The 16,398-nt window shown below is 58.4% G+C and carries 14 protein-coding genes; 5 read left to right on the forward strand and 9 right to left on the reverse strand.

The window, feature by feature from the left end:
- Positions 1-26: 26 nt before the first annotated feature.
- Together rpsI and rplM are read right to left on the reverse strand one after the other, a co-directional pair.
- Positions 27-419, reverse strand: coding sequence for a 30S ribosomal protein S9 (rpsI, locus tag CWC48_RS06020; protein ID WP_002555064.1), 393 nt, complete (start codon positions 417-419; stop codon positions 27-29).
- 14 nt (positions 420-433) lie between these two features.
- Positions 434-862, reverse strand: a complete 429-nt coding sequence (rplM, locus tag CWC48_RS06025) for a 50S ribosomal protein L13 (protein WP_003188508.1) — start codon at positions 860-862, stop codon at positions 434-436.
- A gap of 248 nt (positions 863-1,110) precedes the next feature.
- On the opposite strand from rplM, the gene CWC48_RS06030 reads away from it, so the two are divergent.
- The gene (locus CWC48_RS06030) at positions 1,111-2,151 is read left to right on the forward strand and encodes an NADP(H)-dependent aldo-keto reductase (RefSeq protein ID WP_017138269.1); all 1,041 of its coding nucleotides are present in this window, start codon (positions 1,111-1,113) and stop codon (positions 2,149-2,151) included.
- 113 nt (positions 2,152-2,264) lie between these two features.
- Here CWC48_RS06030 and CWC48_RS06035 read toward each other — a convergent pair whose 3' ends face one another.
- Positions 2,265-3,401: an acyl-CoA dehydrogenase family protein gene (locus tag CWC48_RS06035; protein ID WP_099494043.1), complete on the reverse strand. Its 1,137-nt coding sequence runs from the start codon at positions 3,399-3,401 to the stop codon at positions 2,265-2,267.
- A gap of 220 nt (positions 3,402-3,621) precedes the next feature.
- Here CWC48_RS06035 and CWC48_RS06040 point away from each other — a divergent pair, with 220 nt between their 5' ends.
- Positions 3,622-4,542, forward strand: coding sequence for a GlxA family transcriptional regulator (locus CWC48_RS06040; protein ID WP_177409527.1), 921 nt, complete (start codon positions 3,622-3,624; stop codon positions 4,540-4,542).
- A 141-nt stretch (positions 4,543-4,683) separates the two neighbouring features.
- On the opposite strand, the gene zapE is transcribed toward CWC48_RS06040, so the two are convergent.
- The 3 genes from zapE to CWC48_RS06055 form a co-directional block, all read right to left on the reverse strand.
- A complete protein-coding gene (gene zapE, locus CWC48_RS06045) occupies positions 4,684-5,778 on the reverse strand; it encodes a cell division protein ZapE (protein WP_034102154.1) in 1,095 nt (364 codons plus the stop codon).
- A 79-nt stretch (positions 5,779-5,857) separates the two neighbouring features.
- Positions 5,858-7,213 carry a tryptophan--tRNA ligase gene (locus tag CWC48_RS06050; RefSeq protein WP_100491490.1) on the reverse strand — a complete coding sequence of 452 codons (1,356 nt, stop codon included), beginning with the start codon at positions 7,211-7,213 and terminating at the stop codon, positions 5,858-5,860.
- Positions 7,214-7,237: 24 nt separating this feature from the next.
- Complete coding sequence (locus tag CWC48_RS06055; protein WP_078046865.1) at positions 7,238-7,867, reverse strand: alpha/beta hydrolase; 630 nt, start codon at positions 7,865-7,867, stop codon at positions 7,238-7,240.
- A gap of 147 nt (positions 7,868-8,014) precedes the next feature.
- Between CWC48_RS06055 and CWC48_RS06060 the strand changes: the two genes are divergently transcribed.
- Positions 8,015-8,452: a YhcB family protein gene (locus tag CWC48_RS06060; RefSeq protein ID WP_003171734.1), complete on the forward strand. Its 438-nt coding sequence runs from the start codon at positions 8,015-8,017 to the stop codon at positions 8,450-8,452.
- An 87-nt stretch (positions 8,453-8,539) separates the two neighbouring features.
- On the opposite strand, the gene CWC48_RS06065 is transcribed toward CWC48_RS06060, so the two are convergent.
- From CWC48_RS06065 to CWC48_RS06075, 3 genes are all read right to left on the reverse strand, one after another.
- A complete protein-coding gene (locus CWC48_RS06065) occupies positions 8,540-10,264 on the reverse strand; it encodes an ABC transporter ATP-binding protein/permease (RefSeq protein ID WP_100491491.1) in 1,725 nt (574 codons plus the stop codon).
- A gap of 110 nt (positions 10,265-10,374) precedes the next feature.
- Positions 10,375-10,935, reverse strand: coding sequence for a response regulator transcription factor (locus CWC48_RS06070; protein WP_010213178.1), 561 nt, complete (start codon positions 10,933-10,935; stop codon positions 10,375-10,377).
- Entirely contained in the window at positions 10,928-12,190 is a 1,263-nt protein-coding gene (locus tag CWC48_RS06075) for an ATP-binding protein (protein ID WP_058423028.1), read from the reverse strand. Before CWC48_RS06075 ends, CWC48_RS06070 begins: the two co-directional genes overlap by 8 nt.
- A 246-nt stretch (positions 12,191-12,436) precedes the next feature.
- Between CWC48_RS06075 and CWC48_RS06080 the strand changes: the two genes are divergently transcribed.
- Both CWC48_RS06080 and CWC48_RS06085 read left to right on the forward strand, forming a co-directional pair.
- Complete coding sequence (locus tag CWC48_RS06080; protein ID WP_100491492.1) at positions 12,437-13,147, forward strand: SIMPL domain-containing protein; 711 nt, start codon at positions 12,437-12,439, stop codon at positions 13,145-13,147.
- Between the two features lie 366 nt (positions 13,148-13,513).
- Positions 13,514-16,369: a dermonecrotic toxin domain-containing protein gene (locus tag CWC48_RS06085; protein ID WP_100491493.1), complete on the forward strand. Its 2,856-nt coding sequence runs from the start codon at positions 13,514-13,516 to the stop codon at positions 16,367-16,369.
- The last annotated feature ends 29 nt before the right edge of the window (positions 16,370-16,398 follow it).

Below are 16,398 nucleotides of genomic sequence, written 5' to 3' on the forward strand. Positions count from 1 at the left end.
GGCGTTTTTGTGGAACGTAAAGCGAATTAACGCTTCGAGTACTGCGGACGCTTACGCGCTTTACGCAGACCGACTTTCTTACGTTCAACTTCACGGGCATCGCGAGTTACGAAGCCAGCTTTGCGCAGAGCGCCACGCAGGGTTTCGTCGTACTGCATCAGAGCGCGAGTGATACCGTGGCGGATTGCGCCAGCTTGACCACTTACACCGCCACCGATAACGGTGACGTAGATGTCGAACTTTTCAACGGTCTCGGTCAGTTCCAGCGGCTGACGAACTACCATGCGGGCAGTTTCGCGGCCGAAGAAGTTGTCCAGGGAGCGGTTGTTGATCGAGATGTTACCAGTGCCCGGACGCAGAAAAACGCGTGCGGTTGCGGTTTTGCGACGGCCAGTGCCGTAATTTTGAGTCGCCGACATAATGAACTATTCCGTTAAAACTTCAGTTCTTGGGGCTGCTGAGCAGCATGAGGGTGTACAGCGCCCGCATAGACTTTCAGCTTGCGAAACATATCGCGACCCAGTGGGCCCTTAGGCAGCATGCCTTTGACCGCGATTTCGATCGGGGCTTCAGGCTTCTTGGCAATCAGGCCTTCGAAGTTGGAAGACTTGATACCGCCTGGGAAACCGGAGTGACGGTAGTACATTTTGTCGCTTGCTTTGTTGCCGGTTACACGAACCTGCTCAGCGTTGATGATCACGATGTAGTCACCGGTGTCAACGTGAGGGGTGTACTCAGGCTTGTGCTTGCCACGCAGACGGCTGGCGACTTCAGTGGCCAGACGACCCAGGGTCTGACCAGCGGCGTCGACGACAAACCAGTCGCGCTGAACTGTTTCCGGTTTTGCAGTAAAAGTTGTCATTCTTTAATAGCCTCAGGGGCCGCCCTGTAAATTAGACGGCGGATCTTACTGAATAGTGCGTACTTTGACAAGTCAAAGGCAGCCGGATACAGACGCTATCGGGGGCTCGGGTCGGCGCGTCCGTTCAACGGCAAGATTCTTCGGCAGGCGGCGCATCACTTCCACTGCAGAAAGAGGTGGGCAATTATGCAGATTGCGAAAAAAAATTCAACCTGCTTTTATGATTGTTTTCCCTGAAGGAGCACCCGATGGATTATCGACAGCTGGGCCGTACGGATCTGAACGTGAGCGCGATAGCCCTGGGCACCATGACGTGGGGCGAGCAGAACAGCGAGGCAGAGGCCTTCGCACAGATCGAGCGGGCCAAGGCCGCGGGGATCAACTTCCTCGACACAGCCGAAATGTACCCGGTGCCGCCCAAGGCCGACACCTACGCCACGACCGAGCGCTACATCGGTAATTACTTCAAAAGCCGTGGCGACCGCGCCGACTGGATCCTCGCCAGCAAGATCGCCGGCCCCGGCAACACCATCGACTACATCCGCGATGGCCACCTGCGCCATAACCGCAAGCACATCGTCGACGCACTGGATGCCAGCCTCAAGCGCCTGCAAACCGACTGGATCGACCTCTACCAGCTGCATTGGCCAGAACGCAGCACCAACTTCTTCGGCCAACTGAGCTACAAGCACAAGGACGAAGATGACCTCACCCCGCTGGAAGAAACCCTCGAGGCGCTGGACGAGCAAGTGAAGGCAGGCAAGATCCGCCACATCGGCCTGTCCAACGAGACCCCGTGGGGCACCATGAAATTCCTGGCCCTGGCCGAAGCCCGTGGCTGGACCCGTGCGGTGTCGATCCAGAACCCCTACAACCTGCTCAATCGCAGCTTTGAAGTGGGCCTGGCGGAAGTCGCGATTCGCGAACAATGCGGCTTGCTGGCCTACTCGCCACTGGCGTTCGGCATGCTCAGCGGCAAGTACGAAAACGGCGCGCGCCCGGCAAAGGCACGCCTGACGGAATACAGCCGCTTCAGCCGCTACTTCAACCCGCAGTCGGAGGCGGCGTGCAGCCGGTATGTGGCACTGGCACGCGAACACGGCCTGGACCCGGCGCAGATGGCGCTGGCGTTCGTGACCCAGCAGCCCTTCGTGACCAGCAATATCATTGGCGCCACCAGCCTGGAGCAGCTGGACAGCAATATTGCCAGTGCTGATCTGAAACTGTCGAAAGAGGTATTGGAAGGGATTGAAGCGATTCAGAAGGATCACCCAAACCCAGCGCCTTGATTGACCGTTAGATCGCTATCGCAGGCAAGCCAGCTCCCACATCTCACGGTGTTCACGCGCCAAAATGTGGGAGCTGGCTTGCCTGCGATGGCGCCCTTAAAAGCCCCACAAGCTCAAAGCGCCCGCGCAATGATCTCCTTCATGATCTCATTGGTCCCCGCATAAATGCGCTGCACGCGCGCATCCGCCCACGCCCGGGCAATCGGGTACTCCCACATGAAGCCGTAGCCGCCGTGCAGTTGCACGCACTCATCGAGCACCTTGCATTGCAGGTCGGTGGCCCAGTACTTGGCCATCGCCGCCGTGGGCACATCCAGCTTGCCCTCCAGGTGCAACGCCATGCACCTGTCGACGAATACTCGGCCGATCTGAATCTCGGTGGCCATCTCCGCCAGCTTGAAGCGCGTGTTCTGAAAGTCCGCGATCGCCTTGCCAAACGCCTTGCGCTCGCGGGTGTATTCCAGGGTCCATTGCAACGCCGCCTCGGCTGACGACAACGCGCCAATCGCCACGGTCAGGCGCTCCTGGGGCAACTCCTGCATCAAGTACGCGAAGCCCATGCCCGCCTGGCCCAGCAGGTTTTCCTTGGGCACCCGCACATCCTGGAAGAACAGCTCCGAGGTGTCCTGGGCCTTCATGCCCACCTTCTCCAGGCGCTTACCCTTGTCGAAGCCTGGCGTGTCGGCTTCCACCAGGAACAGGCTGGTGCCCTTGGCGCCCGCCTTGGGATCGGTCTTGGCGACCACGATCACCAACTCAGCCAGGTAGCCATTGGTGATGAACGTCTTGGAGCCGTTGATCACGTACTCATCGCCATCCAGCACAGCAGTGGTCTTGACGCCTTGCAGGTCGGAACCGGCCCCCGGCTCGGTCATGGCAATGGCCGTGACCATCTCGCCGGAGATCAATTTGGGCAGGTATTTGTGCTTCAGCGCCTCACTGCCGTAATGCAGGATGTACGGCGCAACAATGTCCGAGTGCAGGGAAAAACCGATGCCGGTCAGGCCCAGCCGGCTGATCTCTTCGATCACCACCGCGCTGTACAGGAAGTCGGCGCCCAGCCCGCCATATTCCTCCGGCAAGTGCGAACACAGCATGCCCGCCTCCCCCGCCTTGCTCCACAAACTGCGGTCGATGTAGCCCTGCTTCTCCCATTGCCCATGGAACGGCGCAGCGTCCTTTTCGAGGAAGGTGCGCACGCTCTCGCGGAAGAGTTCGTGTTCCGGGCTGAACAAGGTTCTGGGAATCATGGGTCACCTGCGTGGATTGTCGGACAAGGACGAGCCCACAGAGACTATGCCGCGAAGGCAGCACGGGACACTGGACACATGCGACAAAAAATAAGACGATCCAGCCGTCTGGTGACCACTTTCCCCTATAAGAATAAATGAAATTATGTCTAACCAAATCTCCACGCCGTTGCGGCGCGTCAGCATTTTGGCCATTGATCGGGTATTCGCTTCAACCCTCATGCAAGCCAAGGATTTCTTCCACCTCGCCAGCCTGCGTTACGGCAAGCAACAAGGATTGGGCCTGACTCCCGCGTTCGAATCGCGCCTGGTCAGCCCCGACGGGCAATCGGTACGCAGCTTCAGTGATGTAATCATGCCGGTGGACGGCGGCCTGGAAGACGCCGACATCATCGTGCTGCCAGCCTTCTGGGATGACTTCGACGCCTTGTGCACACGCTACCCGCAGGTGTTGCCCTGGCTGCGCGATCAGCACGCACGCGGTGCGGTGTTGTGCGGCGAAGCCACCGGGGTGTTCTGGCTGGCTGAAGCCGGCCTGCTCGATGGCAAGGAGGCGACCACCTATTGGCGTTTCTTCAATGCGTTCAGCGAACGCTTCCCCAAGGTGCAACTCAACCAGGACAAGCACCTCACCGACGCCGACAACCTGTATTGCGCGGGCGGCACCACCTCGGCGTGCGACCTCTACATCTACCTGATCGAACGTTTCTGCGGCGCCAACATCGCCCAGGCCGTGGCCCGCGACATTCTCTATGAAGTACAGCGCAGCTATGCACCCGGACGCATCGGGTTTGGCGGACAAAAGCTGCATCAGGACGTGATCATCCTGCAGATCCAGCACTGGCTCGAAGAACACTTCGCCGACAAATTCCGCTTCGAAGACGTGGCCCGGGAACACGGCATGAGCATCCGCAACTTCATGCGCCGCTTCCAGACTGCCACCGGCGACAAGCCTTTGCATTACCTGCAACGGCTGCGTATCGAAACGGCCAAAGGCCTGCTCTCAGGCAGCCGCAAGAGCATCAAGACCATCAGTTATGAGGTGGGTTACGACGATGCGAGTTTCTTTGCGCGGCTGTTCCGGCAGCACACGGAGTTGTCGCCGAACCAGTATCGCCAGCAGTTTCAGCAGGCTGCCTGAGCAGAGGCAAACACAAAACTAGTGTGGGAGCTGGCTCGCCTGCGATAGCGGTGTATCAGCTAGCAGATAAGCTGGCTGACAGACCGTTATCGCAGGCAAGCCAGCTCCCACATTTTGATCTCCATTTTTCTGAAGATTTGCTTACGGCTTGTGCCCACGCGACAGGAACTCGTGGGACTGCATTTCCAGCAAGCGGCTCAGCGTGCGCTGGAACTCGAAGTTCAGGCGCCCGCCGGTATACAGGTCCTTGAGCTCGACTTCCGCCGAGATGATCAACTTGACGTTACGGTCGTAGAACTCGTCGACCATGTTGATGAAACGTCGCGCGATGTCGTCGGTGGTGACGCTCATCTGCTCCACGCCACTCAGGATCACCGCGTGGAAGATCTTGCCCAGTTCAATGTAGTCGTTCTGGCTACGCGGGCCGTCGCACAGCTGGCGGAACTCGAACCAGGCCACGTCATCACAGGTGCGCAGCGCGATGATTTCGCGGTTCTCGATCATCAGCTTGTCGTTTTCCACCGCCTGGGTGCATTCCGGCGTGAGGGCGCGGAAGCTCTTTTTCAGGCTTTCGTGGGCGGCTTCGTTCAGCGGGAAGTGGAACAGCTCCGCTTGCTCCAGGTGACGCAGGCGGTAGTCGACGCCGCTGTCGACGTTGACGATCTCGGTGTTCTGCTTGATCAGCGCGATGGCCGGCAGGAAACGCGCGCGTTGCAGGCCGTCTTTGTACAGGCCGTCAGGCACGATGTTCGAGGTGGCGACCAGGGTCACACCGTTCTTAAACAGCTCTTCCATCAAGGTGCCAAGGATCATGGCGTCGGTGATGTCGGAGACGAAGAATTCATCGAAGCAGATCACCCGGGCTTCTTCGGAGAACCGCTTGGCGATGATGGTCAGCGGATTTTTCTCGCCCGGCAGGGTCTTCATCTCTTCATGCACGCGCTTCATGAAGCGGTGGAAGTGCGTCCGGACCTTTTCCTTGAACGGCAGCGCCTCGAAGAAGGTGTCGACCAGATAGGTCTTGCCCCGGCCTACGCCGCCCCAGAAGTACAGGCCCTTGACCGGCGTGTGGTCTTTCTTGCCAAACAGCTTGCTGAACATCCCTGGCTTGTTCTGCGAGGCCGCGATCAGGTCGTCGTACAGGCGCTGCAAATGACGCACCGCGTTTTCCTGGGCCGCGTCATGGAAGAATTCAGGGCGTTTCAGATCAGCTTGATATCGTTCTAGGGGCGTCATAATTTCGTTAGCAAGGCAACAAAAACGGGCCGTCACTGTAACGACGGCCCTGGATAATGGCAATCAACCCTTGGTCGGGTTAATCCTCGAGGGGGGTCAACGCGACGCGCAGAGCAGCGATGGCCGAATCGCGAGACGCTTCGTCGGCGAATTCCGCACTGTCCGCCACCGCCACGCCGTCCAACCATACGCTGAAGCCCAGGGCCTCGGTGCGCAGGTCCAGCGCGTCGCCGCTTTGCAGTTGCTTGGTCACTGCGCCTGCCGCCTTGCCATCGGCAAAGTTGCGCGACAACAGCAGTTGCTCGCCGTCGGCCGCCAGCAGGCGGAAGCGGAAACTGCCGTCGTCTTCACGGAAGCTCACGAAGCGCGCGGCTTTCGCGGCTTTCTTCTTGGCCGCGACCGGCGCTGCCGCCTGGTTGACGAACGAACGCAGGCCGACCGCTTCACGCAGTTCAGCCAGGAACGGAGCGGCCACGGCACGCGCCTTCTTGGCGCCGATCAGCAGCAAGTCTTCCATGTCCGATGGGCGCGACATCAATTGATGGTAGCGCTCACGGGCTTCGCCCAGTTGGCCATCGAGCAGTTGGAACAGACGGTTTTTCGCCTCGCCCCAACCCAGCCCTTGCAGCAGCTCGGCGCGGAACTCTTCTTCCTGGGCCTTGCTGGCAAACGCCTGGTACAGGGTGAACAGGTGCGAATTGTCCGGGTCCTTGGCTTCGCCCGGCGCGCGGGAGTCGGTGACGATCCGCGAGATCGCGTCCTTCATGTCCTTGGCGCTGGTGAACAGCGGGATGGTGTTGTCGTAGCTCTTCGACATCTTGCGGCCATCCAGGCCCGGCAAGGTGGCGACGCTTTCTTCGATCAACGCCTCGGGCATGGTGAAGAATTCTTTACCGTTGCCGAACAGGTGGTTGAAGCGTTGGCCGATGTCGCGGGCCATTTCCACGTGCTGGATCTGGTCGCGACCGACCGGCACCTTGTGCGCGTTGAACATCAGGATGTCCGCCGCCATCAGCACCGGGTAGCTGTACAGGCCCATGCTGATGCCCGCATCCGGGTCTTCGCCGGCCTCAACGTTCTTGTCCACCGAGGCCTTGTACGCATGGGCGCGGTTGAGCAGGCCCTTGGCGGCAACGCAGGTGAGCAGCCAGGTCAGCTCGGGGATTTCCGGGATGTCCGACTGGCGATAGAAGGTCACCCGGTTCACATCCAGGCCACCGGCCAGCCAGGTCGCGGCGATTTCCATGCGCGAGCGCTGGATGCGCTGCGGGTCATCGCACTTGATCAGGGCGTGGTAGTCGGCCAGGAAGTAGAAGGAATCGGCATTGGCGTCCTGGCTGGCGAGGATCGCCGGGCGGATCGCACCGGCGTAGTTGCCCAGGTGCGGCGTGCCGGTGGTGGTGATGCCGGTGAGGATACGGGTACGAGTCGTCATGGGTAATCGCTTATCAGACTGCTATCAATTCGAGAGGCGCGGCAGTACCAGATCCTTGAGATCGGTCAGCTTGCCGTGAAAAAAGTGTCCGCATTCTGCCACTTTCAGCAGCTCATGGGGGCGTTTCAGGGCGGCGGACCAATCGTAGACCAACTGCGGGTCGACCACTTCGTCGGTTTCCGGCTGGATCAGGGTCAGCGGGCAGCCTTGTGGCAACACATCGGTATCGCGCAGGCGCATCACCGCCGCGGCAACCATAAACAGATGCGACAGCTTTTCACCCTTGGCTTCCAGGCGACCACCGAGGCTCGCCGCAACATAGCCACCGAAGGAAAAACCAAGCAAGGTGATCGGCAAATCAGGGTGTTTTGCCCGCAGCCAGGTGGCAGCCGCTTCGGCATCGTCCACTTCACCGGTGGCCATGTCGTGGGTGCCGGCACTCGCGCCGACGCCACGGTAATTGAAACGCAACGTAATCAAACCGGCATCGCGGGCGGTGCGTTGCAGGGTCGATACCACTTTATTGAGCATGGTCCCACCCTGCACCGGGTTGGGGTGGCAAATCAGCGCCAGGCCACGTGGCTCGGGGTGATCCAGGTACAAGGCTTCCAATTGGCCTACCGGGCCATCGATCAAAACGGGGGTTTCACGCATGAGCAAGGAATGAACTCCGTGACCTCTCAAGGGGTCGACTCGTCTAGCTAAAAGTCTGTGCTTGGCATCATTGCGAGCTTAATCGCGGTATACAGCGCAGGTCCGAGCCGTTAACGTAAAGCAAAGCCGTTTATAGAGGAAGGACTCGTGGAACACTCGCTCTTAGTTTGGTTGTTGCCGACTCTTGCCCTGGTTGCCGGTGTCGCCATTGGTTTCCTGGTTGCTCGCTTGCTGCCGAATGCCGCGCCTAACCGCACGCAGCGTCAGTTGGATGACATTCAGGAACGTTTTGACAGTTATCAGAACGAGGTTGTTACCCACTTCAACAGCACCGCGACCCTGGTCAAGAAGCTCACCCAGAGCTACCAGGAAGTACAGGATCACCTCGCCGATGGCGCCAACCGCCTGGCCCTCGACGACATCACCCGTCAGCGCCTGCTGGCCGCGTTGCATTCCGATGCCCCGCAAACCCCACGGGAACGCCTGACCCCACCCCGGGAAAACCAGGAACCACCACGGGACTACGCGCCAAAAACGCCGAACGCTCCAGGCATGCTGGATGAGCATTACGGTTTGAAGAAGTAAATCATCTTCAAGCACTGAAAAGCCCGGCTGATCGATGATCAGCCGGGCTTTTTGTTGGATAAAAATCCGGCTCCTACAAGGACCGTGTCAGGACACGGGTTGCTCTTGCAATTGGCCGCCCTCGATCCGCACATGCCGACCATGGAAGCGCTTGAGGCTGCTGCGATGGCCGACGCTGACGATACTCAACCCCGGCAACTCGTCGATCAGCGCCTGATACAGCGTCGCTTCATCCTCTTCATCCATGGCTGACGTGGCTTCGTCCATGTACAGCCATTGCGGCGCGAACAGCAACGCACGGGCGAAGGCCAGGCGTTGCTGTTCGCCCGGCGAGAGCATGCGCTGCCAGTGATTGGCTTCATCCAACCGCCCGACCAGGTGCGGCAGGCGGCAGGTTTCCAGGACCTGTGCATAACGCTCTGCCGGGTAAACACTGTCCTCCTGTGGATAACTTAATACCGCCCTTAACGTACCGATCGGCAAGTAAGGCTTTTGCGGCAGGAACAGATAACGCTCGGCTGGCAGGCGGATGTTGCCATGGCCGTTGGGCCATAGGTTGCCCATCGCGCGCAACAAGGTCGATTTGCCACTGCCCGAGCGACCACTGAGCATCAAGCGCTCACCTTCGGCGACGGTCAGGTCGGCACCCTGCAGCAAATGGCGGCCGTCGGCCAGGTCCAGGCTCAGGTCCTTGACCTGCAAGTTGCCGCCCTGATGCTGCAGGCCAATGCCCATGGTGCGGGTTTCGTTGTCCTGCATGGCCTGGCCGAAACTCAACAGACGATCACAGGTGGCGCGCCAACTGGCCAACAGCGTATAGGCATCGACAAACCAGCTCAGGCTGCCTTGCACACTGCCAAACGCCTGGGCAACCTGCATCAACACACCCAGTTCGATCTTTCCGGAAAAGTAACGCGGTGCCGCGACCACAAAAGGAAAGATGATCGCAATCTGGGAATAACCACTGGTAAAGAAGTTCAGGCGCTTCTTGAGCTGCATGATGCTCCAGAAATTGCTCCACACCCGCCCGAAACGCGCGCTCAATTGCTGATGTTCGTTAGGCTCGCCATTGAACAGCGCGATGCTTTCCGCGTTCTCCCGTACCCGCACCAGGCTGAAACGCAAGTCAGCCTCAAAGCGTTGTTGGCGGTTGCTCAAGCCGATCAGTTTTCGCCCAATCAGGTGGGTTAACCAACTGCCAACCACCGCGTAGACCAACGCGGCCCAGAACATGTAGCCGGGAATGGTGATGCCCCACACTTCGATGCTGCCCGACACGCCCCACAGGATCACCGAGAACGACACCAGGCTCACCAGGTTGGCGATAAAGCCCAAGCCCAGCGTGAGGGTGCTGCTGGTAAAGGCGTTGAGGTCTTCGGAGATACGCTGGTCGGGGTTGTCGGTGTAGCCGCCGTATTCCAGGTGGTAGTAATTCTTGTGGCCCAGCCACTGGGCGAAATAGGTTTCCGTCAGCCAGCGGCGCCAGCGGATGGTGAGCATCTGTTGCAGGTAGGAGGTGAACACGCCGGTCACGATCGACACCACCGCAATCACGCTGAAGTACATCAGCAGGTGCGTAAAGGCGTCGTAGTCCTTGTTTTCCAGCGCGTTGTAGAAATCACGGTTCCAGCTGTTGAACCACACCGACACGGCGACACTGAACAGCGACAACCCCAGCACTACCAACAGCAGCAGCCAGGCCTTGGCCTTTTCTTCGCTGCGCCAATAAGGCGTGATCAGCCCCCACACCCGCCGTAAAAATTGCCCACGCACCGCGTCGTTGACCGCGGAATACTCAGCGTTCTGATTCATCGTTCAGGCTCTGTAAGAAAATGTGACAGGCGTTCGAACCGATCATAGTTGATCGGTTCGAGGCTCCGTGCGGCCTGAAGCAGATTGTTCAGCTGTTGTTCAGATCAGCCTCAGCGGCGTACCGGGCGCTTCTGCAACTTGCGCTGCAAGGTACGGCGGTGCATGCCCAGGGCGCGGGCAGTGGCGGAGATGTTGCCTTCGTGCTCAGTCAGCACGCGCTGGATGTGTTCCCACTGCAGACGGTCTACCGACATCGGGTTTTCCGGCACCAGGGTGTCGAGGTCGGCGTGTTCGGACAGCAAGGCTGCCAGCACGTCGTCAGCGTCTGCCGGTTTGCACAGGTAGTTGCAGGCACCACGCTTGATCGCCTCGACGGCGGTGGCGATGCTGGAGTAACCGGTGAGGATCACCACGCGCATTTCCGGGTCGAGTTCCAGCAGCTTGGGCAGCAGCACCAGGCCGGAGTCGCCGTCCATCTTCAGGTCGAGCGCGGCGTAGTCCGGCAGGTCAGCCTGGGCGATGGTGAAGCCTTCCTCGGCCGACCCTGCGGTGCTGACACGGAAACCGCGACGGCTCATGGCGCGCGCCATCACGCGGGTAAAGGTGGCGTCGTCATCTACCAGCAACAGGTGCGGCAGTTCTTCGCCTTCGACTTGGATCTCGTCACTCATCGATATCTCCTCGTGCGACACGGGGCAGGCGCAGCTCGGTGAGCGTGCCACCTTCCTCATGACTATAGAGCTTCACTGAGCCGCCCGCGCGGGTCACGCTGGCCTTGCTCAAAAACAGGCCCAGGCCGAAGCCTTTGCCCTTGGTGGTAAAGAAGGGTTTGCCGATCTGTTCGGCAATGGCCAACGGTACGCCCGCGCCGTGGTCACGAATGCTGATGGTCACGTCTTCCGCATCCCAGTCCAGCTGTACGCCCAGGCCTTCGGGGCAGGCGTCAGCGGCGTTGTTCAACAGGTTGAGCAGCGCCTGGGTCAAATCCGGTGGCGGCGCCATGCGTGGCACGGTGCCCTGCCCCAATAGATGAAACCGGTAGCTGGCTTCGGGGCGCATCAGGTGCCAACGGTTCAGGGCTTCGTCGAGCCACTGGGTCACGTCCTGCATCTCCACTGCCAGGCGGCGATTGGCTTCGGCGGCACGTACCAGTTGTTGCAAGGTCTGCTTGCACTGCTTGACCTGTTCGCGCAGCACACCGAGGTCTTCCTGCAGCGCCGGGTCGTGATGGTCCTGGGTCATTTCGTTGAGCAGCACGCTCATGGTGGCCAGCGGCGTGCCCAGTTCATGGGCGGCGCCGGCGGCCTGGGTGGCGACGGCCAGCAACTGCTGATCGCGTAGGCCTTCTTCACGGCGAATGGCGCGCAGTTCTTCCTGGCGGCGCAGCTCCTCGGCCATGCGCGCGGCGAAGAAGGTGATGACCGCAGCCGACAGTGCAAAGCTCAGCCACATCCCGTAGATCTGCAGGTTTTCCCGGGCGATGGGGAAAGTTTGCAGCGGGTAGAAGCGCGCCAGCAGCAGGGTGTACAGGGTCAGGGCAATGCCAGACAGCACCACCGAATAGCGCCACGGCAGGGTTACGGCGGCGATGGTCAATGGCACCAGGTAATACGAAACAAACGGATTGGTGGAACCACCAGAGAAATACAGCAACACACTGTGGATAAACAGGTCGCAAGCCAACTGCAGGGCGTATTCCAACTCGGTCACCGGCCACGTAGTACGCAACCGGATGGCGGTGAACACACAGAGCACGATGGAAAACCCGAGGGTCACGCCCAGTTGCAGCCACGGCAGCGGCAACAAGTCGAACCAATAGGCAAGCCCGACGGAGCCGGCTTGTGCGGCCAGGACCAGGGTACGGATGAACGTCAGGCGCCAGAGGTTCTGGCGTGTGGCGGAAGTCAGTTTTACGGCGGCGAGCATGAGCTCTCCCGGTGAGCGCTGCAGGCGGATCGGCAGGAGTATAAACGAAGCGGCGCCTTGGGCATTGGGTGTGTGGCTCTTTGACGCAGTGGGCGCCGTAGCTGCAAGCCGCAAGTTGAAAGCGGCAAGATCGCTTTTTTTCACTTGCAGCTTGCAGCTTGAAACTTTTTTTCTAATTCCTAAACCCGAAGAACCCCACCCCACCGTCTACAGTCATACCCAACACGACTATCTCAAGGAGCTTCCATGTCTCGTTTCACTCGCAGTGCAGCCGCCATCACCCTCAGCATGGGCACCCTGGTCAGCCTGCCAGCACTGGCCGCTGACGCACTGAACTACAACCAGATTTCCTTGCGCGCCGAGGTCAGCCAGGAGGTGGCCCGCGACAAGATGATCGTGACGCTGTACACCGAATCCCAGAACAGCGACCCGGCCAAACTCGCTGCCGAAATCACCACCACCCTGAACAAGGCGCTGGGCCAGGCCCGCGAAGTCAAAGGCGTGACCCTGCGCCAGGGCAGCCGCAACAGCTACCCGATCTACGACAACAAGAACCAGAAGATCACCGGTTGGCGCGAGCGTGCCGAACTGCGCCTGGAAAGCGCGGACTTCCCGGCACTGTCCAAGCTCACCGGCGAACTGCTGAACACCCTGAAAATGGAAAACATGGACTTCGCCATCGCCGACGCCACGCGCAAGTCCAGCGAAGATGCACTGCTCAAGGACGCGGTCGCTGCATTTAAAGCACGCGCGCAACTGGCCACCGATGCGTTGGGCGGCAAGGGCTACAAGATCGTCAACCTGAACTTCAACACCAATGGCTACCCGATGCCTTACGCCCGTGGCGGGATGATGATGAAAGCCGCGATGGCCGATTCCGCACCCACGCCTGAGGTGGAAGCCGGCACCAGCCAGGTCAGCATGAGTGCTGATGGGGTGATTGAAGTACTGCAATAACGCGCTGACTGAGGCGAACGGGTCTGTAACAACGGCGTCAGTACCCGTTCAGCCAACTGAAGGCCTGATAGCTGGCGCAACCTTGTGGATGCGCCTTTTTTATGGGCGCAACCGCTACCAGATAATTCAGTACATATTGTTCGTTACAAACATACTTCCTCACATCCATTCGTACAACGCTCTTTATATGTGCCCCGACTCAATACAGCAGCACAACTAACCCACCTCACACTTTTCAAAAAGTGTTAGCCGTAATATCCAAACAGATATACGGAACAAATGGCAGGAACGTCAACGCGATCATTTCCCACGCATGTATCGAACAAACCAATGCCAGGGAGGCTCACTTGCCAAGAGCGATACAGAATGATCACGACTTCTTTACCCCCTGTTCTTACATCCGCACCCGAAACAACGAACGCCTCGACAACCCCAGCCTCAAACGCAACGCCTGCTAATGCCGAACATGAGGCCCGCCAAAAAAGCCCCAAGCGTCGCAATCATCACGAAACGCTTATTCCGGGTCTGCCCTATAACCCTGGTATAGAGAAGTACATCGCCAAATCGACTGCTGGGTTCAAGACGCCCAGTCAGAACACGGCAGAGATTATTAAAGTAGAGTTAAAGAAGCGTTGGGGGAAGGATTTAGATCCCGATAACACGTTTATCGTCACGTTGAACTACGACCCCAAGAAGCCAAAGCCTACGAATGGCAAAGTCTTAAACAAAATATCCCTGACCCAGGCCGCACTGCATAACGTACAGCGCGCCAATCACAACGACGAACACCAGACCCCAGCCGAAAAAAAACGATCAACCCTGCACACCTGGCTCGATCGGCTGGCGCCCGTGCTCCCTGTACCCGCAGTAGTTGACCAGATAGATACAGTCGCGCATCAGCCAACGACCTACGAAGGCATATTTGTTGGCGCGCAGCCCGGTCAACGGGAGGTGTACAACACGACAAACCTGTTGCCCCATCAACCTGCGGCCTTCCGAAACATCGTGTGGAACACTGAGTTCAGCAAACCCTACACCCAGTTCCTGAATGAGTTCTGGCCCGCCCATCAGCACAAATACGAACAAATGAGCAAAGCGTCCCTAGTGGCGAGTGCCTTGGGGCAATTTGAAAACGATAGTTTGAACGCCCGTGATACCGATTTGGTGATGCGCGCCGCCGGCCTGCCGTCGAACACGACTTGGAAGAACCTGAAGCTGGACGATCTGGGCCCCGCCGCCACCAAGGATCCCGACGTGCAGGTAGGCTTGTTGAGCATCAATAGCTTCAAGTCTGTGAGCTTGCTGACTATCACTGACAAGAAAACCAGCTTCGATACGAACGGTAACCCGATCAACCGTACACTGCTTTACATACCCGGAAACTCCTCGCCGATTCATGGGTTCGACAGCCCGTCACAGATGAAGACCTGGTTGGCGGAACAGGCGGCGGATCCGGTCAAACGTGAAGCCTTATCGATGCACTTCTCCCAGCGCGATCAGGCTGATCGCTTTTTCTCTGAAGGGGTCAATCAAACGCTGGTAGGGATCGGCGGCTGGTCGAAAAAGGATGCACCCGATGCCAGCGTTCTGGAACGCCTGAATGAATTCGACCCAGAGCAGTTCATTAAAGTTGAACCGCTGGCTGGGGACCCCTTCATCGAAATGACCCAAAGGCAGAAAAAACGCTCATACGACGATGCCGAGACCGAAATAACCACGGATGGCGACGTCACCAAAGCCACTATCCTGGAAGTGTTGGAGACCACCACAAAAATCGCGTTGATGATGACACCCCTGGCCGCCGTCATGCCCGAAGTGGCAGTGGGGTTGGAGGTGTTTTATCTCACAGCCGGGGCGGCGGAAGCCGGGATTGGTGCAGACGACCTCAAGCATGGCAAGCCCGGTGGCGCAGACCATATTGTATTCGGTGTACTGAATGCGGCCCCCGTCATCGCCGGTGGCGCGAGCAAACTGATAAAGGCCGAGCAAGGGGCGACCCATCTGGTCGGCGATAGCATCGAGGCTTCCGTCAAAGAGCCAGTGGTGCCAGACGTCGAGACGCCAGAGAAGCCCATCGTCGTTGAGCCCCCCGTTAATCGACTCAGGCCGATACAGGCAGCTAACATCAGTCAGCACGCAGTGCCGAACGGCGAGCAACTGATCGAAGGGGCAACTCGCAATTCAAAAGGTATCTATCAAGTCAAAGCCGCTGATGGCACGGACCAATGGCTCATCCGTTACACCGATGCCACCGGCGTTCCCAAGGTGTATGAGATCAAAGGTGATTTCAAACTGAGCAATGATTATGTACAGATCATTGATCGTTCGACGCGCAAGCCAGTGATGACCGTGCATTCCACACTGGACGGCGAATGGGCCCGAGAAATTGGCCCAGGTGGCGCGCGCAAGTGGCCGTGGCAGCGTACGCCATCGCCGACCCCGAGTAACGAGTTGAAGCTACCGCCCAAGTTTTCCGATCAATTCGTCACAGTCGACGGTTCGAAAATCCAGGGTGCCGAACCTTTTGACAAGTACTTTAATTTCGACACAAAAACAGACTATGTTTTGTCCACGACTAACTACGAAGAACAGGGTGCGATCAAGCAGAGCCTCAACGTTTCATGGACACAGGAAGAGGAAAACTTTGCAGTTCTGGCGGGCGAAAAAGCTACGCCTTATGAAGGTGGAAGTGACTACTATGATGGCTTTGTAAAAGATTCCAATCGAAGTAATTACAGCATCCGAACGACGACACCTACTGGGAGTACGGAACACACGTTGAGTAGCACAGGGCGCAGTTCCGCCGAGGAAATACAAGCTGACAAGATCAAACAATTCGAACAACTTATTCCAGATCCAGAATTGCGTGCACGTATTTCCGAAGTGGCTCACCAGGGATCCATGGGACCAGCCATGGAGCCATTTTTTGCACATAAAACAGCCTCTGGCGAATTCGAAAACCGCCTATTAACTGATAACGTACTTATCAGTAATCGTGACCATGTGCACTTTCACATCGACTACGACCCCTCCAAAAATGTCACCCACGTGACGGCTTCCGGGAACTATCGTCTCATGCACACAGAGGAGGGCGCGTTGGACAACATAAACATCCAGGCCAGGCGCACCTTTACTATTCACCACACCCCCTCGGCGGGCAGCCGCTACACGATCGACAAAAATGCGCCGACCCATTTCGAAATATCGGTTAAAACACCTTAAACATAGTGAAAAAACGAGGCGTGATTAGC

It is taken from the genome of Pseudomonas sp. S10E 269, assembly GCF_002798465.1.
Classification (GTDB): domain Bacteria; phylum Pseudomonadota; class Gammaproteobacteria; order Pseudomonadales; family Pseudomonadaceae; genus Aquipseudomonas; species Aquipseudomonas pergaminensis.